The organism is Rhodospirillum rubrum ATCC 11170, assembly GCF_000013085.1.
Lineage (GTDB): Bacteria > Pseudomonadota > Alphaproteobacteria > Rhodospirillales > Rhodospirillaceae > Rhodospirillum > Rhodospirillum rubrum.
On the sequence record NC_007643.1, the window covers coordinates 2108928 to 2128988 of the forward strand.

Consider the following 20061-nt stretch of genomic DNA (forward strand, 5'->3'; position numbering starts at 1 on the left):
TGCCCATGAGCCTTCTCGATGCCTTCAAGCCCCTGCACGCCGGGATGATCGATTGGCGCCACGACATCCACCGCCACCCCGAGCTGGGCTATCAGGAAACCCGGACGGCGGCCAAGGTGGCGGGCCTGCTCCGCGGTTTCGGCTGTGACGCGGTGGTCGAACAGATCGGCGGCACCGGCGTTGTCGGCGTGCTGCGCCAGGGCGACGGGCCGATGATCGGATTGCGTGCCGATATGGACGCCTTGCCGATTCCCGAGAGGAATGATTTCGATCACCAAAGCGTTCACCCCGGGGTCATGCACGCCTGCGGTCACGACGGTCATACGGCGATGCTGTTGGGCGCGGCCCGTCATCTGGCGGCGACGCGGCGTTTCCAGGGCTCGGTGGTGTTCATTTTCCAACCGGCCGAGGAAGGTCTGGCCGGGGCGCGGGCGATGATCGAGGACGGCCTGTTCGAGCGTTGGCCGGTCGAGGCGGTCTATGGCCTTCATAACCTGCCCGGCTTGCCGGCGGGCAGCATCTCGGTCTCCCCCGGCCCGCAACTGGCCGCCGCCGACAAGCTGGTCATCGAGATCACCGGCCGGGGCGCCCATGCCGCCGCCCCCGAACTGGCGCGCGACCCGGTTCTGGCCGGCGCCGCCGCCGTTCAGGCCCTGCAGCAGATCGTCTCGCGCAATGTCTCGCCGGCGGAAACGGCGGTGGTTTCCGTCACCTGCTTCAATGCCGGGGAAACCTTTAATGTTCTGCCCGACGGCGCGACGCTGAAAGGCACCGTGCGCTACTTCTCGTCGGAAACCGGCGATTTGGTGCGCAACCGCATCGCCCAGGTCCTCGAGGGCATCGCGCTGGCCCATGACGTATCGATCACCCTTGATCTCCAGCGCGGCTATCCGGCCACGGTCAACAGCGCCCCCCAGGCCGATTTCGCCCGGGGCGTCGCCCGCGCCCTGCTTGGCGAGGATCTGGCCCCGCCCCAGGAGCCGCGGATGATCGCCGAGGATTTCTCGCTGATGCTCCAGGTCAAGCCCGGCGCCTTCGGCTTTATCGGCAATGGCCAAAGCCCCTCGCTCCACAATCCGCGCTATGAGTTCAACGACGCCATCTTGCCCATTGGCGCCGCCTATTTCTGCGCCCTGGCCGAAACCGCCCTGCGGCGGCCCCCTCACGGATAAGGGGGCCACGGATAAGGGGGATCACCAAGGTCATCCCTGGCCCTGAAGCGCCACGACGACCAGCAGCACGGCGGCGGCGATCGCCGCCCAAATCAGGAAACGCCAAGACGGCAGCCGCGAGGGCGCAGACGGCTCGGAAACCAGATCGGCCGGGGCGGTCGACAGCGGATTGGGCGGCAAGGCGACGGCCTCTTCGGCAAAGGCGCTTATCGTCCGATCCTCGGCGGCCGGAGCCCCTTCGCTCTCGCCCGAAAGCCGCGCCTGTTCGGGCAAAGGGGCGCCGCCGACGAGGACACTGAAGCGGGCGAAGAAATCGGCGGCCGTTTTATCGGCGACGCCGCGCACCAGCCGGGCGCCGACGCTGGCCAACTTGCCGCCAACCTCGGCGTCGGCGCTGTAGTCAAGAACGGTCTCCTCGCCGTCCACCGCCAAATCCACCCGCGCCTTGCCTTTGACGAAGCCGGCCACCCCGCCCTGGCCGCGAATAACCAGCAGGCAACCCTGCGGTGGATCGCTGTCCTCCATGTCGACGGTTCCGGCGAAACGCGCCGAAACCGGCCCGACCTTGACCTTCACCTTGCCGGAAAAGGTGGTTTCCGAGGTTCTTTCCAAGTCCTCGCAGCCATCGATACACTGCTTTAAGATGTCAGGATCCATCAGCCCCCGCCAAACCTGGTTACGGGGGGCCGGAATACGATACGTTCCCGTGAAATCCATTCCCTGTCGCCTTTTTTATGAAAGAGCGGCGCTTTTGAAGACCCGACTCCGCGCGGCGCCCCGCTGGACCTGACCCCGACGACCGATCTTCCCGGGGCCGCCCTGGACGAGATATAGGAATGCCTGCGTGCTTGGAAAACCTGTTGTTCTTGTCACCCGCACCCTCCCCGCGGCCGTCGAGGAGCGGCTGCTTGGGGATTACGATGTTTGGCTGAACCGCGACGACCGGCCAATCCCCCCCGAAGACCTGCCCGCTCTGGCCCGGCGCCTTGGCGCCCAGGCGATGCTGGTGACGCCCACGGACAGGCTTGAGCGAGCCGTTATCGAGGCCTTGCCTAACAGCGTCGCCATCATCGCCAGCTTCTCGGTGGGCTACGAGCATATCGACCACAATGCCGCCGCCCGCCGGGGCATTCTGGTGACCAATACGCCGGGCGTCCTCAGCGACGCCACCGCCGATATCGCCTTGTTGCTGATGCTGGGCGCGGCGCGGCGCGCCTCGGAAGGCGAGCGGCTGGTGCGCAGCGGCTATTGGAAAGGACTAACCCCGGTGCAATTGCTCGGGCGCCACCTGCACGGCCAGCGCCTGGGCATCCTGGGCATGGGGCGGATCGGTCAGGCCCTGGCCGAGCGCGCCCGGCCGCTTGGCCTGGAGATCCATTACCACAACCGCACGCCGATTGCCGAAGACGCGGCCAAGGGGGCGATCTTCCATGCCACGGTCGAGGATTTGCTGGCGGTCAGCGACGTGCTCAGCCTGCACTGCCCGGCAACACCCCTGACCCGCAAGCTGCTCAACGCCGAGCGCCTCGCCCTGCTGCCGCCGGGCGCCATCGTCGTCAACACAGCGCGCGGTATCCTGATCGATGACGAGGCCCTGATCGCCGCCCTGAACAGCGGTCAGGTTTTCGCCGCCGGGCTCGATGTTTACGACAACGAACCCGACCTTCATCCGGCCTACCGCAGCCTGCCCAATGTTTTCCTGCTGCCCCACCTGGGCAGCGCGACGATCGAAACCCGAACCGCCATGGGCTTCTTGGCCCTGGATAATCTTGACGCCTATTTCGGCGGCCGCGAGCCGCCCCACCGGATCGCCTGACCGCCCTTGGTCAGGCCGACCGTCCGAACGGGAGGGAAAGACCATGACCGACACGCGCGCCGAAGCCGACTTAACCGAGGTTTGGCGGGCCTGGGCGGCCTGGGGCGAGAAAAGCCGGACGATGTGGGCAACGGCCCTGGGCGGCGCGGCGCCCCCCTCTTCCCCATCCCCCTCGGGGCCCGACCCGGCCGTTGGGGGCGGCCCGGCCGTCGGGGGCGACGCGGCGCGGGCCTTCCTTGAGGGGGTTTTGCGCCCTTCCCAACCCGTTCTGGACGCCCAGGCGGCCTGGGCCCGCGATATCGCGGCGCTGTGTCAGGCCGCCGCTAAGCGGCTGCGGGGCGAAGAGGCGGCGCCGGTGATCGAACCGGCGGGCGATGACAAGCGCTTCAAAGATGACGCCTGGACCAAGGATCCGCTGTTTGACACCCTGAAGCAGGGCTATCTGCTGACCGCCCGGCTGGTCGCCACCACCTTGGAAAACAGCGGCGGCGACCCGGCCTGCCGCCAGCGCCTCGCCTTTTATGGGCGTCAGGTGGTCGACGCCCTCGCCCCGACCAATTTCGCCGCCACCAATCCGCTGGTTCGGCGAACCGCCCTAGAAAGCGGCGGCAAAAGCCTGTTGAACGGGCTGGAAAATCTGTTGCGCGACCTGGAACGCGGCGGCGGCCGGCTGCGCCCGACGATGAGCGATGAAACCGCCTTCGAGGTTGGTCGCACCCTGGCCATGACGCCGGGCAAGGTGGTCTTTCAAAACGCCCTGATGCAGTTGATCTTATATGCGCCGACCACGCCGAAGGTCCACAAACGGCCCTTGCTGGTGGTGCCGCCGTGGATCAATAAATTCTACATCCTGGATCTGACGGAAAAGAACTCGCTGATCAAATACATGGTCGATCAGGGCTTCAGCGTGTTCGTCATCTCCTGGGTCAACCCCGATGCCGGCTTGGCGGAAACACGCTTCGAGGATTACCTCAGCCAGGGGCCGCTGGCCGCCATGGAGGTGATGGCCGAGATCACCGGCCAGCGCGCTCTCGGACTGGTCGGCTATTGCATCGGCGGCACCCTGACCGCCTGCACCCTGGCGGTACTGGCGGCGCGACGGGACCATCGGGTGAAATCGGCCACCCTGCTTACTACCCTGGTCGATTTTTCCGAGCCGGGCGAGTTGGGCGTTTTCATCGACCCGCCCCTGCTTGACGCCCTTGACGACCAGATGGCCCGCGACGGCGGGCTTGACGGCGACCTCTTGTCGATGGCCTTCAACATGCTGCGCGACAACGACCTGATCTGGTCGGTCTTCATCAACAACTACCTGCTGGGCAAGACCCCCGCCGCCTTCGATCTGCTCTATTGGAACGGCGATTCAACGCGGATGCCCGCCGCCATGCAGCGTTATTACCTGCGCGAGATGTACCAGAAGAACAAGCTCGTCCAGCCCGGCGGCCTGACCGTGCTTGGCCATGCCCTCGACCTGCGGCGCATTCGCACCCCGGTTTATCTTCTGTCGGCCCGCGACGATCACATCGCGCCGTGGACAAGCACCTTCAAGGCCACCGGGCTTTATGGCGGACCGCTGCGCTTCGTGCTGGCGGGCAGCGGCCATATCGCCGGGGTGATCAACCCGCCGGCCAAGGCCCGCTACGGCTATTGGACCAATGCGGACACCTCCCTGGAGGCCGAGTCCTGGCTAGAGGGCGCCACGCCCCACGGGGGCTCCTGGTGGCCCGATTGGGCGGCCTGGGCGGCCGGTTACGCTGGCCCCAAAGTCGCCGCCCGCGACCCGACCAAAGGCCCCCGCCCGCCTTTGGAAGACGCGCCGGGATCTTACGTCAAGGTTAGGATCTGAGGGGGCGCTTCGAGGGGGGCGGATCGGCATAGGGGCGACTCACTTGTCGCGTTTTACTTCGTGCGTCACAACCAATTGAGCAATTACCGAGACTGCCCCTTTAACCACGAATCATATAGAACATCTGCCCCGGGCATTTCCGGGATGGCCTCCTTCAGATAGATTTGAACTATCTCATTGTTGGCATCACGACTAGCTACAAAGGCAGCTTTTAATACTTGGTTGCGCTTGGAAAGGTTTTTCAGAACCTCAAAGCATAGAGCAAGATTCGTAAGAGAATAGGCAAGCCCTAGTGGCTCTTGTTCAATTCGATAGAGATCGACCGCCTTTTCATACAAAGATCGCGCCTTGTCCACCTGCCCCAACCGATATTCCAGAGCGCCGAGGCTCTTCAGCGTGTTGGCCTGACCAAGACCATTTGGCTCCTGCTGGAAAAGCCCGAGCGCCTTTTCATACAAGGATCGCGCTTTGTCCACCTGCCCCAACTGGCTTGCCAGATCACCGAGGCCGTGAAGCGTGTTGGCCTGACCAAGACCATGTTGCTCCTGTTGGAAAAGCCCGAGCGCCGTTTCATACAAGGATCGCGCCTTGTCCACCTGCCCCAACCGGCTTGCCAGATCGCCGAGGGCCTTTAGCGCGTTGGCCTGACCAAGACCTGATTGCTCCTGTTGGGAAAGCCCGAGCGCCTTTTCATACAAAGATCGCGCCTTGTCCACCTGCCCCAACCGGCTTGCCAGATCGCCGAGACTCCGGAGCGTGTTGGCCGGCTGGATTCCTGCATCGGCCAGTTTTCTCAGCAAGGCGGGGCTCACAGCGATCCGCTGCTGGTAAATATCGCGAAGAAAATAACTCATACGGTTAAGCCAAAATTTGTTCTGAACATTGGATTCTAATTCACACTCAATTACAATAGAAATTGTATTGAAAAATTCTAGAATCCATTTCTTTGCTTTTAATGTTTCTGGACTTGAGTCAAAAGAAGAGGCTTTTTCGGCAAAAACCAAAAACAAGTCCAGGATCGGCTGTCGGCTTTTCCGCCAGCAAAAGCCATCTTGTTCGGTAACCGCGGCATATCGAGCATAGCGAGCCACGGGAGGGGGAAGAAACCACCGGTCTCCCCTTTTGGAAATCAAGTGGTGCACAGCAAGGCGGTGTCGCGCCAAGGTGGGCCATTGTCCGCGCCGCTCCACCTCTTCCAATACCGCTTCAGGAATCCCTTCTTCGAATAAAGCCATTAGGACCCAGACGGACAAGGCGCCTGGTGTGGGGGCCAGGACCTCGGCCGTCAGCCGTAGGTTGAACGTTAAGTTGCTGGTGCGTGTATCATCCTCAACCCCATCGCAGGCCAGCGCGGCCCCTTCTTCGTCCCAGCGGCGGCGCAGGGCATCAAAGGAAAGGCACATCCCCAAACGAGCCACCAGAACAAGGCTGAGGGCATGCCCCCCTAGTTTACCGATCACGAAGGCTTGCAACTCGTCATCCTTCGGAAGCGTCTGGGTGGGGGGCCACAAATCCCGAAACAGCGCCAAAGCATCGGGAGCCGATAGACATTTGATCTCGATAGGAGCTCCAAAAATAGTATCGAGACGAGTCCGTGATGAAGCCAGTATCCGAACACCCGGTTTTTGGGCCAAATCACGCAGGGCATTCCGGCCTTCTTGGTCGTCGGCAACGCTTTCCAGATTATCCAGGTAGTACAATCCCACAGGGATCACGCCAAGAAGTTGCGCGAGACTTTCACAATTTTCAATCCCGACAGCCTTCCCCACCTGGAGCACCAAGTCCGCCGAGCGGGCGCGATCGGGAACACGCACGTAATAGGCCACGGGACGGGGACTGGTGTGCAGCCAAGTTTTGAGGGCGGCCTTACAAACCTCGGTTTTCCCTACGCCTGCGACCCCGCCCACGACTTTGACCGGCTCGCTCCCCTTCAGAAAGGCCAGAACGTCGTTTTCTTGGGTTTTACGGCCATACACCTTGCCCTCGCGCGGGGATAGCCGGTTATCATCTGGACCAACAAGCCGCCCTGGTGGCATGTGAGCCGCTGGGTTTTCCTGGGCGGTACCGGACTCCAGGAGCTTCAACCCCACCCCTGTCGTCCCCATCCCACGATCGCCGGCGAGGGGGATGATCTTTTCCTTTAAGACGTGGCACAAAGACAAATGGATCTGCTGTTGCCGGTCGGGCGGCTTACAAATACTGATATGATCTTCCGCAAGACTGATGGGTTGGATTTCGGGAAGGCTGGGATCTGTACTGCCCGGATCGACCACCATCACCGTCGGCTCAATGCGCCGCAGCCAGCCACCAAAACCCCGGGGGCCAATCTTCACACCCCGTTTCTCGGCGTAAACGTATCCCTCGATTCCTCGCTCCTTGACCAGAGTCTGATATCGTCGGTTCAGTGTCCTCAGGTGTGGATCGTGGTGCTCAAGGTTGCCAACTGGCGGATTTATTCTGAGAAGGTATTTTATCACTCTTGCCAGCGTGGCGAGCTGGGCCCCGGAATGAGGCGTCGCAATAAAAACAACGCCGAGGACGTGATCAACGATATGCTGAAATCTTCTATCTTCTTCGGCCCCATAGACTAGCGCCGTTTTGACCAAAATCCCCCCCAAACTGTGGGTTACGAACACAAGGGGTTTGCCTTTCAGGGCCGGAGCACTCGCCAAAAGGTCCATAACCTGTGAACCTTGGTCGGGGAGGGGCATGGCCTGATCCAACCAGCCAGAAAGCGCGGCATCGTACTCCAAGCTCCAGATGTCGCATCCGGTCTCTTCCCCTACCCAATGGGGCCAGCAGTCGTCCTTGGAGCAGGCGTCATGGCGCCAGGTTTCAAGCCAATGGCCATCAAGTCCGTGAACGAACAGAATGGCAGGCCTGTCGGACTGACCGGAATAGATAGGATGAAGACGCGCCATTCCCGAGATCCCCTAATCTCATGGTTTCTGGACGGCTAGGCCCCCAGCCGATATTCCCAAAAAACGGGTAACAGACGAGGCCAATCGAAGCGCGCGGACAGCACACAGAACATGCCGTTCGACCTTTGATGGATAATAATCAAACACTCTTTTTTTTACTCTGAAATCCAGTCTTGGGCATATGAAAACGGGGGCCCGGATCACTCTCCGGGCCCCCGCGTCGTTTTCCAGCGATCGCCGGAGTTAGTGGGCCAGCACCGCCAGCAGCAGCAGGGCGACGATGTTGGTGATCTTGATCATCGGATTGACCGCCGGACCGGCGGTGTCCTTGTACGGATCGCCAACGGTGTCGCCGGTGACGGCGGCCTTATGGGCTTCCGACCCCTTGCCACCGTAGTGGCCGTCTTCGATGTACTTCTTGGCGTTGTCCCAGGCGCCGCCACCGGCGGTCATCGAGATCGCCACGAAAAGACCGGTGACGATCACGCCGAGCAGCATGGCGCCCAGGGCCGAGAAGGCGGCCGATTTATCGGCGATGCCGAGGATAACGAAGTACAGCACGATCGGCGCCAGAACCGGCAGCAGCGAGGGGATGATCATCTCCTTGATCGCCGCCTTGGTCAGCATGTCGACGCAGCGGCCGTATTCCGGCTTGGCGGTGCCTTCCATGATGCCCGGGATTTCGCGGAACTGACGGCGAACCTCCTCGACGACGCTGCCAGCGGCGCGGCCGACGGCGGTCATGCCCATCGAGCCGAACAGATAGGGCAGCAGGCCGCCGATGAACAGGCCGACCACCACATAGGGGCTCGACAGCGAGAAGTTGACATCCACCCCGGCGAAGGCCGGATAGGCGTCGACATTGGCCTTGAAGAAGGCCAGATCCTCGGTATAGGCGGCGAACAGCACCAGGGCGCCAAGGCCGGCCGAACCGATAGCATAGCCCTTGGTCACCGCCTTGGTGGTGTTGCCAACGGCGTCGAGCGCATCGGTGGTCTTGCGCACGTCCTCGGGCAGATTGGCCATTTCGGCGATGCCGCCGGCGTTATCGGTCACCGGACCATAGGCGTCGAGCGCCACGACCATCCCGGCCAAAGCCAGCATGCTGGTCACGGTGATGGCGATGCCAAACAGACCCGACAGCTGATAGGTGGTGATGATGGCCGCGCAGATGATCAGCGCCGGCAGGGCCGTCGCCTCCATCGAAATCGCCAGACCCTGGATCACGTTGGTGCCGTGGCCGGTGGTCGAGGCCTTGGCGACCGAACGGACCGGCCGGAAATTGGTGCCGGTGTAATATTCGGTGACCCAGATCAGCAAACCGGTGACCAGCAGGCCGATGACGGCGCACAAGAACAGGTCGAAGCCCGAATAGAGCACCCCGTTGGCGCCCTGGATGTCGCCAAAGCCCGGGACGATCGCCGTGGCCAGGATGATCCCGACGAAGGACGCTCCCGCCGACACCAGGAAGCCGCGATAGAGCGCCCCCATGATGTTGTTCTTGGGGCCAAGCTTCACGAACTTGGTGCCGAGGATCGAGGCCAGGATGCAGACCCCGCCGATCGCCAGCGGATAGGCCATCATCGAGGTCATCGCCGGAACGCCGGCGAAGAAGATCGAGGCCAGGACCATGGTGGCGACGACGGTCACGGCATAGGTCTCGAACAGGTCGGCCGCCATGCCGGCGCAATCGCCCACGTTATCGCCCACGTTGTCGGCGATGACGGCGGGATTGCGCGGGTCATCCTCGGGGATCCCCGCTTCGACCTTGCCCACCAGATCGGCGCCCACGTCGGCGCCCTTGGTGAAGATGCCGCCACCCAGACGGGCGAAGATCGAGATCAGCGAGGCGCCAAAGCCCAGAGCCACCAGCGGATCGATCAGCGCGCGGCCGGTCGCGCCGATGCCGACGAGCAGGATGTAATAGAAGGCCACCGACAGCAGGGCCAGACCGGCCACCAGCATGCCGGTCACCGCGCCCGACTGGAAGGCGAGTTCCAGACCCCGGGCCAGTCCCTGCTGGGCCCCGGCGGCGACGCGCACATTGGCGCGCACCGAGATGTACATGCCGACATAACCGGCGATGCCCGAGCACACGGCGCCGATCAGAAAGCCGAAGCCGACCGAGATGCCAAGAAGCGCCGTCAGAATAACGAAAACAACCGCGCCGACGACGGCGATGGTCTTGTACTGACGATTGAGAAACGCGCTGGCGCCTTCCTGCACGGCGCCGGAAATCTCCTGCATCCGCGCGGTGCCGGCATCAGCCGCCATGATTGTTTTGATGGTGAGAGCGCCATAACCAAGGGCCGCGAGTGCGGCGGCTACGACGAAAAGATAGATGCCAGCCATGATTCGTTCGATCCCTCCCTGAATGGGCCTAACGGCGGGCAATGCGGAAAAACCCCGCCGCGATCGAATAGCCACATCGACCGCCGGGTCTTCGCCGCAAGGGTAGGGGCAGCCTGCCAGAACTACCCGCGGGGAGCAACCGAACAAGCGGCCGGACGGCGGCCAAATGTCCAAAATGAAAGGAAAAAACCCCAAATTTGGCGCGCTTTCGCCGCCCTCCGCCGATCAGTGTTCGTAATAGCCCTGAATCAGCACGTCGAGAACCACATGGGGGCCCAAAACCCGGCTCGAAACCTCGAGCATCCGCGCTTTCAGCGCCCGCAGATCGACGGTATCGCGAGACTCCAGAGTGGTCGGGATGAAGTCCATCAGCGCCTTGAAATATTCCGCATGAAGGCGGTCGCCGGCCTTTTCAATCACCGGGATGCTTTCGGGGTCGACTTGAAGGCGCAGGCGGACGCTGACCCGCCGGCGCAGCTCGCCCTTGACGATGAACGGGATCTCGATCGGCTTCATCGGCAGGAAAACCGGTGGCGGCCCCAGCCGCTCGATCACCGTCGGCTCGCGCGCCGGGGCCTCCGCCGTCGGCGGGGCGGGAAACAGCCCCAGCATGTCGGGCAAGACGCCGAATTTCATGGCGGCCAAGCCCCCGCCGGCGATCACGGCGAGAAGAATGATCAAAAGGACGAGGATTTTCAGAATCTTCTTCATCGTTCCTCATTCCCCATGGGACCACCCCGCGGCCACTACGGCCACGCTCTTGCCATCGGCGTCGCGCACATCCACAGCACTTCCGGCCACCACTTCGCCGATGCGGGTCACCGCCACCCCGGTCGCCGCCGTGGTCGCCGCCACCGCGTCGCGATCGGCGACGGCGGCGGTAAACAGCAGTTCGTAATCATCCCCGCCGCCCAGCACCGCCTGGAACAGGGCGGGATGATCGGCGATCACCGTCGCGGCGGCCTCGGAAAGCGGCAAGGCCGGCGCATCGATGACCAGCCCCACCCGCGACGCCGCGCACAGATGGCCGGCATCGGCGCACAGGCCATCGGAAATATCCATGCAGCCATGGGCCAGCCCGCGCAGCGCCAGCCCCAAGCCAACGCGCGGCCGTGGCAGGCGATAGCGCTCGACCAGATGGGCCCGCAAATCCTCCGCCAGACCGAGGATCTGGCCCTGGCGAACCCGCAAGCCAAGGGCGCCGTCGCCCAGGGTTCCCGAAACCCACAGGTCATCGCCAACCTGGGCGGCGCTACGGGTCAGCGGCACATGGCCGTCCATCGATCCAAGGATGGTGATCGAGAATTGGGCGGGACCGGGGGTGGAGACCGTATCGCCGCCAAGCAGGCCAACGGAAAAATCGGCGAGGTCGGCGCCCAGACCGCGGGCGAAGCCCTCCATCCAGGCGTCATCGAGCGCGGGGGACAGGGCGGCGGTGAGCAGCACGCCAACCGGCTTGGCCCCCATCGCCGCCATATCCGACAAATTGGTGCGCAGGCATTTGCGGGCGATGGTGTCGGGGGGATCATCGGCGAGGAAATGCACGTCGCAGACCAGGGCGTCGGCGCTGACCACCAGATCGCCCCTGCCCCGCCAGTCGAGCACGGCGGCATCGTCGCCCAGGCCAAGCGCGGCGGGACAGCTTGCGGCGAGCGGAGCGAAAACCTCGCCGATCAGCGCGAATTCGCCCCGCCGCGCCATGGCCGGGTCAGACTCCGCCGCCGAAGGCCTCGGGCCGCGCCGAACGGGCGACGCGGTCGAGCACGGCGTTCACCATCCCCGGTTCGGCCCCCGAATAAAAAGCGGCGGCGATATCGACGTATTCCTTGATCGCCACGCGCGGCGGCGTGCGCTGGCGTTCGAGCAATTCATAAACCCCCGCGCGCAACACGGCGCGGACCACCGGCTCTAGGCGGTCCCAGGGCCAATCGGCCGACAGGCTGGCGCCGATCACCTCGTCAAGGCGGGCCAGTTCGGCATGGGCGCCGCGCACCAGCATGGCGAACAACTCGCCATCGGGGGGTTCCAGGGCGGCGATCTCTTCGGTGGGATCGAAGATGCCCTCGGGATCGGCGACCTCGACGATGGCCATGCCGCCCATCGACCCGCTCATGAAATCAAGCACCACCTGATCGACGCGGGCGTCCTCGGCCAGATCAAGCACATAAAGCGCCTGGACCGCCGCCAGTCGGGCGGCGCTGCTGCGGATCTGACGACCGCTGCGCTCTTTCGGGGCAGAGCCCGGCTTATCGTCCTGCAGGGCCATGCCCTTGTCCTCCATCTCGGCAAACCACGCCCGCCGGACGGCGGGGGCAGGCTTATAACCCCATCTCGCGCTTGACGTCGAGCATGCGCAGACAGGCCCTGGCCGCCTGACCACCGAAATCCCTGCCCGCCGGGTCGGAGCGGACCAGGGCCTGTTCGCCGGTCCGGCAGGTCAAGATGCCATTGCCGACCGCCAGCGAGTACTGCAAGGTCAGGTCCTTGATGCCATCCATCGCCACCCGCGCGGCGTTTTCGTAATGGTCGGTCTCGCCCTTGATGGCGCAGCCGAGCACGACATAGCCGGCGTAGCGATGGTCGGTCGCGCGCAGTTCGATCGAGCGCACGGCATAGCGGATCACCGCCGGGGTTTCGATGATACCGGGAACGATGATGCGCTTGAACCCCGCTCCGGCGGCGGTCAGCGCCTGCACGGCGCCGCGCACCAGATTATCGGTAATCTCCTCGTAGAAGCGGGCTTCAACGATAAGAATGCGGGGACCGCCGGTCGTCGACATTGCCGCGTCACTCCTTGTCCGAAAGGGGCTGATGGCCGGCCACGCGCAGGCCGTAGCCCTCCAGGCCGATGATATGCTTGGGCGTATTGGTCAGAAGCGTCATATCGGTCACGCCAAGATCAAGCAGGATCTGCGCCCCCACCCCGTAATCGACCAGACGCTGGGCGCTCGGCCCCTGTTCGATGCGCGCGCGCAGGCGTTCCGACAGCGCCGTCGGCCGACCCTCGCGGATCAGCACCAGCACGCCGCGCCCCGCCCGGCCGATCACGTCCATCGCCCGGTGAAGCTGGCCATGGGCATTGCCGTCGCTGTCGCCCAGCACGTCGTCGAGCACGTTCAGCGCATGCATGCGCACCAGAACCGGATCGCTGCCGCGCGGATCGCCCTTGACCAGGGCGATGTGTTCGCCATAGGACACGGTCGAGACATACAGCATCATCCGCCAGTCGCCGCCGTGAACCGAGCGGAAATCGGTCTCCAACTCGCGGCGCACCAGCCGTTCCTTGGTCCGCCGATAGGCGATCAGATCGGCGATGGTGCCGACCTTCAGCCCGTGTTCCTGGGCGAAGCGCACCAGATCGGGCATGCGGGCCATGGTGCCATCGTCGTTCATCACCTCACAGATGACGCCGGCGGGCACCAGCCCGGCCATGCGGGCGACATCAACGGCGGCTTCCGTATGGCCGGCGCGCACCAGCACGCCGCCATCGCGGGCGACCAGCGGGAACACGTGGCCGGGGGTGGCGATATCGCCCCGCCCCTTGGCCGGATCGATGGCGACCTGGATGGTCAGCGCCCGGTCGGCGGCGGAAATCCCCGTCGTCACCCCATCCTTGGCTTCGATGCTGATGGTGAAGGCGGTGGAATGGCGCGAGCTGTTCTGCTGGGCCATCAACGGCAGATCAAGCTGCTCGCAGCGCTCGCGGGTCATCGCCAGACAGATCAAGCCACGGCCGTGCTTGGCCATGAAATTGACCACCTCGGCCGTCGCCATTTGCGCCGGGATCACCAGATCGCCTTCGTTTTCCCGGTTCTCGTCATCGACCAGGATGAACATTTTGCCCTGACGGGCATCTTCGATGATGTCTTCCGGGGAAGCCAGATAATCGCGATAGGGCACGGGAGAGGTTCCGTCAGTCATCGGGGTGAAGAAGACGCGCAACATAGCGCGCCAGCATGTCGATTTCCATGTTCACGCGGCTTCCGGGAGCAAGTCGCCCGAATGTGGTGGCCTGGAAGGTGTGGGGAATGATGTTAACGCCAAAGACCGCGCCCTCGACCTCGTTCACCGTCAGCGAAACGCCGTCGATGGCGACCGAGCCCTTGGGGGCGATGAATTTCTTCAGATCTTCGGGAACGCGGAAGCGGAAGCGGTGGCTTTCCCCCTCGGGTGCGACCTCGAGAACCTCGGCCACGCCATCCACATGGCCCGAAACGATATGGCCGCCCAACTCGTCGCCAACGGCCAGGGCGCGCTCGAAATTGACCGGACTGCCGACCGTCCACAGGCCCAGGGTGGTTTTCGACAAGGTCTCGCCCGAAGCCTGAACCGCGAACCACCCCGGCCCCTTGTCGATCACCGTCAGGCAGCAGCCCGAGCAGGCGATCGAGGCGCCGATGGCCACGCCCTCGGTCTCATAGGCGGTGGAAAAGGTCAGGCGGGTATCGCCGGCCTGAGTGATCTCACGCACGGCTCCGAGATCGCTGATGATCCCTGTGAACATGATTGCTCCGTAGTCCCGGGGTTCAGGGGGCGGGGGAAAGGGGGTCACGGGATCTGGCGTATAGCTCCAGCCGGTCATCCCCCAGGGTCTGGCAGGCCTCCAGCGAGAATTGAACCGAGTCCGCCAAGCGGTCAATGCCCAATGCCGCCACGGCGGCCAGTCCATCGCCGCCGATCAGCCGCGCCGCACGGAACCAAGCCAGACGATCGACCAGATCGGCCGCGAGAAACGCCGCCGCCAAGTGGCCGCCGCCTTCCACCAGCAAGCGGGTGACGCCCTGCCCAGCCAGGGCGGACAGCGCGCCGGCGATGGTTGGCCGGCCCCGGGGGTCGGCCTCGACCTCCAGAATCTCGGCGCCGCGCTCGACCAGGGCTTGGCGGCGCGCGGCGGTGGCGGCGGCCGTGGTGATGATCCACAGCGGCAGGCGATCGGCGCTGCGGACTAGGGCGCCGCCCAGCGGCAGGGCCAGGGCGCTATCGAAAACGACGCGGAGGGGCGAGCGGTCTTCCAATCCGGCCAGCCGGCAGCTCAGCAGCGGATCATCGGCCAGGGCGGTGCCCAGGCCGATGGCGATGGCATCGTGATCGGCGCGCAGCAGGTGGCCGTAGCGGCGGGCCTGCGGGCCGGTGATCCATTGGCTGTCGCCGCCGGCCGTGGCGATGCGCCCATCAAGCGTGGTCGCCGCCTTCAGCGTCACCAGCGGCCGGCCGCGCAGGCGGTGAAGCAGAAACCCCAGGTTCAGCGCCCGCGCCTCGTCGACCAGCAGGCCGGTCTCCACGACCACGCCGGCGGCGCGCAGCTGGGCAAAGCCGCGTCCGCTCACCCGGGGATCGGGATCGCCGAGGGCGGCGACGACGCGGACCACCCCGGCGTCGATCAGGGCATCGGCGCAGGGCGGGGTCTTGCCGTGATGGCTGCAGGGTTCAAGGGTGACATAGGCGGTGGCGCCGCGAGCGGCCGCGCCGGCACGGTCAAGGGCCTCGCGCTCGGCATGGGGGCGGCCGCCGGGCTGGGTCCAGCCCCGACCGACCACGCGGCCTTGCGCATCGACCAGCACGCAGCCGACCGCCGGATTGGGCCAAACCCGGCCCAGGCCACGGGCGGCCAGACCCAGGGCGGTGCGCATAAAGGAAAGATCGGCCGAAGACGCCATCTGCGATCGACCGGGGTTAATCGGCCGAGCCGCCCAGGGTCTCGACGAAGTCTTCGAAATCCTTGGCTTCGCGGAAATTGCGGTAGACGGAGGCGAAGCGCACATAGGCGACGGGATCAAGGCCGCGCAGGCCTTCCATCACCAGTTCCCCCACCGCCTTGGAATTGATCTCGGTATCGCCCGAGCTTTCCAGGCGGCGTTGGATGCCGTTGACGATGCGTTCGATGCTGTCCTCATCGACCGGGCGCTTGCGGCAGGCGATGCGGATCGACCGGGCGAGCTTGTCCCGGTCGAAGGCCGAACGCTGACCGTCTTTCTTGACGATCACCAAATCGCGAAGCTGAACCCGCTCGAAGGTCGTGAAGCGCGAGTTGCAAGCCGGGCAGAAGCGCCGCCGTCGAATGGCGGCGCTGTCCTCCGTGGGGCGCGAATCTTTTACCTGCGTATCACCGTTGCCGCAGAAAGGGCAGCGCATCGAGGGGAGCCTCCCCAGTCTTCAAGATGTGTTCCTTGAAGACTTATAACCCACCATATATGGGAAAGCGACGGCAAAGGACGGCGACCTTTTCGCGCACGGCGGCCTCGGCCTGGGAATTGTCCTCGCCATTGGCCGCCAGCCCGTCGAGCACTTCGACGATCAGCTTGCCGATCTCGGTGAACTCGGCGGTGCCAAAGCCCCGGGTGGTGCCCGCCGGGGTGCCGACGCGGATGCCCGAGGTGATGGCCGGCTTTTCCGGGTCGAAGGGAATGCCGTTCTTGTTGGTGGTGATATTGGCCCGCTCCAGGCTCTTCTCGACGATATTGCCGGTCAAAGCCTTGGGCCGCAGATCGACCAGGGCGAGGTGGGTATCGGTGCCGCCCGACACGATGTTCAGCCCGCCGGCGGCGAGGGCGTCGGTCAGCGCCTTGGCGTTATCGATCACCGCCTGGGCATAGACCTTGAACTCGGGGCGCAGCGCCTCGCCGAAGGCCACGGCCTTGGCGGCGATGATATGCATCAAGGGGCCGCCCTGCAGCCCGGGGAAGACCGCCGAATTGATCTTCTTGCCGATGTCGGGATTGTTCGACAACACCATGCCGCCGCGCGGGCCGCGCAGGGTTTTATGGGTGGTGGTGGTGACGATATCGGCATAGGGCAGCGGGCTGGGGTGGAGCCCGGCGGCCACCAGACCGGCGAAATGGGCCATATCGACCATGAACAGCGCGCCGACCCGATCGGCGATCTCGCGGAACTTGGCGAAATCGATGATGCGGGGATAGGCCGAGCCGCCGGCGATGATCAGCTTGGGCTTGTGGGTTTCGGCCAGGGTCGCCACCTCGTCGAAATCGATGCTGGCGTCTTGCAGGCGGACGCCGTACTGCACGGCGTTGAACCACTTGCCCGATTGGGCCGGCGGCGCGCCATGGGTCAGGTGACCGCCGGCGGCCAGGCTCATGCCCATGATGGTGTCGCCGGGCTTGACCAGGGCCATCATCACCGCGCCATTGGCCTGGGCGCCGGAATGGGGCTGGACGTTAACGTAGGAGCAGCCGAACAACGCCTTGGCCCGCTCGATGGCCAACTCCTCGGCCACGTCGACCTCTTCGCAGCCGCCGTAGTAGCGCTTGCCGGGATAGCCTTCGGCGTATTTATTGGTCAAAACGCTGCCCGCGGCCTCGAGGACGGCGCGGGACACGATGTTTTCCGAGGCGATCAGCTCGATCTGGTCCTGCTGGCGGGACAACTCGGCCCGCAGCACCCGGTCAAGCTCGGGATCGGCTTGGGCGACGGAGGCGGAAAAGAATCCGGTCCAAGGGGTGTAGGCGGTCATGGGTCTGGTCTTCCGTTCGCGGGTCAAAGAGAAAGAAAGCGAAAAAACCGGGTCTTGATCAGGCCGAGGGGGTCCCCAGCTTGGCCACCCGGCGCGCATGGCGTCCCCCTTCGAAAGGGGTCGACAAAAAGATATCGGCGCAATCCTTGGCGATTTCCGGGCCGGTGGTCCGACCGCCGAGAACCAGCACATTGGCATCGTTGTGCTGGCGGGCCAGACGGGCGCCAAAGGCGTCGTGAACCAGGGCGCCGCGCATGTCGGCATGGCGGTTGATGGCGATCGAGATGCCGATGCCGGTGCCGCAGATCAACACCCCCCGCCCCGCCCGGCCGGCGCGCAGCGCCTGGGCCAGGGTATTGGCGATATCGGGGTAATCGACCGACTCCGGGCCCTGGGTGCCCAGATCAAGAACGTCGTGACCGGTGGCGCGCAAGTGATCGACAAGCAAAGCCTTCAACTCGACGCCGCCATGATCGGAGGCCAGGGCGATGGTCGCTTCGGCACGGGAATGATCGGGGACGATCGAGGAGTCTTCGCGGTCGGTCATCGCAACAGTCCAGCTGATTGGTCGGTTCGCGGCGGGTGAGGCCCAAAGAGCGGGGCTTGGCCTGCCCGCTCGCCCGGGGTTTGGGTCATAGCACAACCCCCGGGCCTTTGTCGACGCCATGGCATCGAAATCAAGGAAACAAGCGGCTTTCAAGGCGCTCCATGTATCGCCGCTTTACTGCCGGTATAGTGGGTAACGCCCCGATAGTCGCCACCCCTTGACCCCGCTGTTCAGGTTATCGCTTACGGCAAACCTAACCTAAAGTTTTATTAAAGGTTGAGATTGTCCCCAGTAGAATATATTTGACAAATCAATTCCATCAATTGACACACCAGAGCACATGGTGCACATATTTGATCTTCAACCAATTCATCAGGCGCCACACCGTATTCGCATGGCTTCCGATATTCGATGACAGCGAAAAAAGCGCCCCGGATGGTCGTAATTACCACAACAACCTAGAGACAATGGTACGATGGACGATAAACAGGAAGCCCTTACCAGGGACGACGTGCTTAAGATGACGGTAAGCGTCGTGTCTGCCTACGTAAGCAAGAACCCGATGCCGGCCACCCAGATCCCCGATTTGATCCAGACCACCTTCCAGGCGCTCAGCACCCTGGAACCCCAGGCGATCGAGATCAAGGTCGAAGCGGCCAAGCCCGCCGTGCCGGTCAAGAAGTCGATCCATGCCGAATATCTGGTCTGCCTTGAAGATGGCAAGAAGCTGAAAATGCTCAAGCGCCATCTGCGCACCAACTACAACATGACCCCGGAAGAATACCGGGCGAAGTGGAATTTGGCGGCGGATTATCCGATGGTCGCGCCCAACTATGCCCAGCAGCGCTCGGATTTCGCCAAGAAGATCGGCCTGGGCCGCAAGGCCGCCGAGTAGACCGCCGAGCCCCGCCCCCCGGCCACCCCGCCCGAGAGACTTTTCTCGATCACAGCCATCGCCTGGACGATTTTGTTTCAACGCGATGGGATGCGGGCGCCGGGGCGGGGCTTTGCCTTTTTCAGACCGGCGCGCGCGCCCTACCCTCCCGGCATCGGCCCTGGAGGGTTTTCTTTTGCCTGAAACAGCTTAGCGGCCGCGCTTGAGCCGCTCGCGCTCGATGACAAAGGCCAGCTTGCGCAGGGCGTTGGTTTTCAGGGTATGAAGCCCGGCCGCCGCCGGCCCGACCAGCACCGCCTCGATCCCGCTTTCGGCATCGATGGCCGAGACGCGAACCATTGCGCCGCTTTGACGGATCTCAAACAGCACGTCTTTCGGGGGAAGCGGGGGCTTTTCGGCCATCGTCGGTCCTGCGTTACCTTGGCGGATCCCCCTTTGTGCCATGAAACGACCGGTGTTGTCAGGCGTGGTCTCGATAGGCGGCCAGGGCCAGCGGTTCGGCAAGGCGCGGCGGCGCCTCCTCGATCACGGAGAAGCGGCCGGGAGCGGGAAAGGTCGCCTCGCAATTGGGCGTTTCAAAGGCCCGCACCGCCGCGAGAAAGATCCCCCCCTTGCCATGGGCGCTGACCAGCGGGGCCAGCAGGGCATGCCAATGGGCCGCCAGATTCTCGGCGGTTGGGGCGAAGGGCACGACGTACATCTTCGATCCCTGGGCTGAAAGCGCCGGCGCCGCCCGGGCGTCGCGGCGCACCGCCTGGGCCACCTCGCGCAGGCCGAACAACTCGACATACAGCGTGTCTTCGGCATCGAGAATGAAGGCGTGATCGCAGGGGCCGTCGATCTCGCTGATCATCAGCTCCTTGAGAAACGAAAAGTCGGCGACCATGCCGCTTTCCGACCCACCCGCCACCAGCTGGTCGCTGCGCACGCTGACGTGGATCTGATAGCGATGCCCGTGGAGATTGCGGCATTTCGAGCCATGCTCGCGAATGCGATGGCCGGCGTCTATTTCGATTTTTCGGGTTATTTCAAACATTGGCTGAC

General features: G+C 64.1%; 19 protein-coding genes. 4 read left to right on the forward strand and 15 right to left on the reverse strand.

The features are described from left to right. Positions 1-5: 5 nt before the first annotated feature. The gene (locus RRU_RS09420; RefSeq protein ID WP_011389566.1) at positions 6-1172 is read left to right on the forward strand and encodes a M20 aminoacylase family protein; all 1167 of its coding nucleotides are present in this window, start codon (positions 6-8) and stop codon (positions 1170-1172) included. Between the two features lie 30 nt (positions 1173-1202). Here RRU_RS09420 and RRU_RS09425 read toward each other — a convergent pair whose 3' ends face one another. Then, the gene (locus tag RRU_RS09425) at positions 1203-1889 is read right to left on the reverse strand and encodes a CoxG family protein (RefSeq protein WP_014626253.1); all 687 of its coding nucleotides are present in this window, start codon (positions 1887-1889) and stop codon (positions 1203-1205) included. 127 nt (positions 1890-2016) lie between these two features. Between RRU_RS09425 and RRU_RS09430 the strand changes: the two genes are divergently transcribed. Both RRU_RS09430 and RRU_RS09435 read left to right on the forward strand, forming a co-directional pair. Further along, positions 2017-2988: a 2-hydroxyacid dehydrogenase gene (locus tag RRU_RS09430; protein ID WP_011389568.1), complete on the forward strand. Its 972-nt coding sequence runs from the start codon at positions 2017-2019 to the stop codon at positions 2986-2988. A 43-nt stretch (positions 2989-3031) separates the two neighbouring features. Then, the gene (locus RRU_RS09435) at positions 3032-4834 is read left to right on the forward strand and encodes a PHA/PHB synthase family protein (protein ID WP_011389569.1); all 1803 of its coding nucleotides are present in this window, start codon (positions 3032-3034) and stop codon (positions 4832-4834) included. A gap of 83 nt (positions 4835-4917) precedes the next feature. Here RRU_RS09435 and RRU_RS09440 read toward each other — a convergent pair whose 3' ends face one another. The 12 genes from RRU_RS09440 to rpiB form a co-directional block, all read right to left on the reverse strand. Next, positions 4918-7755, reverse strand: a complete 2838-nt coding sequence (locus tag RRU_RS09440) for a tetratricopeptide repeat protein (RefSeq protein WP_011389570.1) — start codon at positions 7753-7755, stop codon at positions 4918-4920. A 243-nt stretch (positions 7756-7998) separates the two neighbouring features. Beyond that, positions 7999-10107 carry a sodium-translocating pyrophosphatase gene (locus RRU_RS09445; protein ID WP_011389571.1) on the reverse strand — a complete coding sequence of 703 codons (2109 nt, stop codon included), beginning with the start codon at positions 10105-10107 and terminating at the stop codon, positions 7999-8001. Between the two features lie 225 nt (positions 10108-10332). Beyond that, positions 10333-10818, reverse strand: a complete 486-nt coding sequence (locus RRU_RS09450; protein ID WP_011389572.1) for a hypothetical protein — start codon at positions 10816-10818, stop codon at positions 10333-10335. Between the two features lie 6 nt (positions 10819-10824). Then, positions 10825-11808: a thiamine-phosphate kinase gene (thiL, locus tag RRU_RS09455; protein WP_011389573.1), complete on the reverse strand. Its 984-nt coding sequence runs from the start codon at positions 11806-11808 to the stop codon at positions 10825-10827. A gap of 7 nt (positions 11809-11815) precedes the next feature. Next, entirely contained in the window at positions 11816-12373 is a 558-nt protein-coding gene (nusB, locus tag RRU_RS09460; protein WP_011389574.1) for a transcription antitermination factor NusB, read from the reverse strand. Between the two features lie 52 nt (positions 12374-12425). Beyond that, positions 12426-12887 carry a 6,7-dimethyl-8-ribityllumazine synthase gene (locus tag RRU_RS09465; protein WP_011389575.1) on the reverse strand — a complete coding sequence of 154 codons (462 nt, stop codon included), beginning with the start codon at positions 12885-12887 and terminating at the stop codon, positions 12426-12428. A 7-nt stretch (positions 12888-12894) separates the two neighbouring features. Then, positions 12895-14028, reverse strand: coding sequence for a 3,4-dihydroxy-2-butanone-4-phosphate synthase (ribB, locus tag RRU_RS09470; RefSeq protein WP_011389576.1), 1134 nt, complete (start codon positions 14026-14028; stop codon positions 12895-12897). Further along, positions 14021-14611 carry a riboflavin synthase gene (locus RRU_RS09475; protein WP_011389577.1) on the reverse strand — a complete coding sequence of 197 codons (591 nt, stop codon included), beginning with the start codon at positions 14609-14611 and terminating at the stop codon, positions 14021-14023. The genes ribB and RRU_RS09475 overlap by 8 nt, the downstream gene beginning before the upstream one ends. 22 nt (positions 14612-14633) lie before the next feature. Then, positions 14634-15764 (reverse strand): bifunctional diaminohydroxyphosphoribosylaminopyrimidine deaminase/5-amino-6-(5-phosphoribosylamino)uracil reductase RibD, encoded by a 1131-nt coding sequence (gene ribD, locus RRU_RS09480; RefSeq protein ID WP_014626256.1) that lies wholly within the window; start codon positions 15762-15764, stop codon positions 14634-14636. 16 nt (positions 15765-15780) lie between these two features. Beyond that, complete coding sequence (gene nrdR, locus RRU_RS09485) at positions 15781-16239, reverse strand: transcriptional regulator NrdR (RefSeq protein ID WP_011389579.1); 459 nt, start codon at positions 16237-16239, stop codon at positions 15781-15783. A 43-nt stretch (positions 16240-16282) separates the two neighbouring features. After that, positions 16283-17575, reverse strand: coding sequence for a serine hydroxymethyltransferase (gene glyA, locus RRU_RS09490; protein WP_011389580.1), 1293 nt, complete (start codon positions 17573-17575; stop codon positions 16283-16285). A 58-nt stretch (positions 17576-17633) separates the two neighbouring features. Continuing rightward, on the reverse strand, positions 17634-18122 hold the full coding sequence (gene rpiB, locus RRU_RS09495; protein ID WP_011389581.1) for a ribose 5-phosphate isomerase B: 489 nt from the start codon (positions 18120-18122) through the stop codon (positions 17634-17636). Positions 18123-18597: 475 nt separating this feature from the next. On the opposite strand from rpiB, the gene RRU_RS09500 reads away from it, so the two are divergent. Then, positions 18598-19017, forward strand: a complete 420-nt coding sequence (locus RRU_RS09500; protein WP_011389582.1) for a MucR family transcriptional regulator — start codon at positions 18598-18600, stop codon at positions 19015-19017. A gap of 189 nt (positions 19018-19206) precedes the next feature. Here the strand turns inward: RRU_RS09500 and RRU_RS09505 are convergent, their stop codons facing one another. Together RRU_RS09505 and RRU_RS09510 are read right to left on the reverse strand one after the other, a co-directional pair. Beyond that, positions 19207-19419, reverse strand: coding sequence for a DUF6898 family protein (locus tag RRU_RS09505; RefSeq protein WP_011389583.1), 213 nt, complete (start codon positions 19417-19419; stop codon positions 19207-19209). A gap of 58 nt (positions 19420-19477) precedes the next feature. After that, positions 19478-20053: a 6-carboxytetrahydropterin synthase gene (locus tag RRU_RS09510; RefSeq protein WP_011389584.1), complete on the reverse strand. Its 576-nt coding sequence runs from the start codon at positions 20051-20053 to the stop codon at positions 19478-19480. Positions 20054-20061 lie beyond the last annotated feature (8 nt).

What these genes read in the sequence shown, in the direction of transcription:
- rpiB (WP_011389581.1), bottom strand. Translation starts at nt 18,122, where the DNA reads ATGACCGACCGCGAAGACTCCTCGATCGTCCCCGATCATTCCCGTGCC.
- ribB (WP_011389576.1), bottom strand. Translation starts at nt 14,028, where the DNA reads ATGACTGACGGAACCTCTCCCGTGCCCTATCGCGATTATCTGGCTTCC.
- nusB (WP_011389574.1), bottom strand. Translation starts at nt 12,373, where the DNA reads ATGGCCCTGCAGGACGATAAGCCGGGCTCTGCCCCGAAAGAGCGCAGC.
- RRU_RS09465 (WP_011389575.1), bottom strand. Translation starts at nt 12,887, where the DNA reads ATGTCGACGACCGGCGGTCCCCGCATTCTTATCGTTGAAGCCCGCTTC.
- RRU_RS09450 (WP_011389572.1), bottom strand. Translation starts at nt 10,818, where the DNA reads ATGAAGAAGATTCTGAAAATCCTCGTCCTTTTGATCATTCTTCTCGCC.
- RRU_RS09500 (WP_011389582.1), top strand. Translation starts at nt 18,598, where the DNA reads ATGGACGATAAACAGGAAGCCCTTACCAGGGACGACGTGCTTAAGATG.
- RRU_RS09445 (WP_011389571.1), bottom strand. Translation starts at nt 10,107, where the DNA reads ATGGCTGGCATCTATCTTTTCGTCGTAGCCGCCGCACTCGCGGCCCTT.
- RRU_RS09425 (WP_014626253.1), bottom strand. Translation starts at nt 1,889, where the DNA reads ATGGATTTCACGGGAACGTATCGTATTCCGGCCCCCCGTAACCAGGTT.
- ribD (WP_014626256.1), bottom strand. Translation starts at nt 15,764, where the DNA reads ATGGCGTCTTCGGCCGATCTTTCCTTTATGCGCACCGCCCTGGGTCTG.
- RRU_RS09510 (WP_011389584.1), bottom strand. Translation starts at nt 20,053, where the DNA reads ATGTTTGAAATAACCCGAAAAATCGAAATAGACGCCGGCCATCGCATT.
- RRU_RS09440 (WP_011389570.1), bottom strand. Translation starts at nt 7,755, where the DNA reads ATGGCGCGTCTTCATCCTATCTATTCCGGTCAGTCCGACAGGCCTGCC.
- RRU_RS09505 (WP_011389583.1), bottom strand. Translation starts at nt 19,419, where the DNA reads ATGGCCGAAAAGCCCCCGCTTCCCCCGAAAGACGTGCTGTTTGAGATC.
- RRU_RS09435 (WP_011389569.1), top strand. Translation starts at nt 3,032, where the DNA reads ATGACCGACACGCGCGCCGAAGCCGACTTAACCGAGGTTTGGCGGGCC.
- RRU_RS09475 (WP_011389577.1), bottom strand. Translation starts at nt 14,611, where the DNA reads ATGTTCACAGGGATCATCAGCGATCTCGGAGCCGTGCGTGAGATCACT.
- nrdR (WP_011389579.1), bottom strand. Translation starts at nt 16,239, where the DNA reads ATGCGCTGCCCTTTCTGCGGCAACGGTGATACGCAGGTAAAAGATTCG.
- thiL (WP_011389573.1), bottom strand. Translation starts at nt 11,808, where the DNA reads ATGGCGCGGCGGGGCGAATTCGCGCTGATCGGCGAGGTTTTCGCTCCG.
- glyA (WP_011389580.1), bottom strand. Translation starts at nt 17,575, where the DNA reads ATGACCGCCTACACCCCTTGGACCGGATTCTTTTCCGCCTCCGTCGCC.
- RRU_RS09420 (WP_011389566.1), top strand. Translation starts at nt 6, where the DNA reads ATGAGCCTTCTCGATGCCTTCAAGCCCCTGCACGCCGGGATGATCGAT.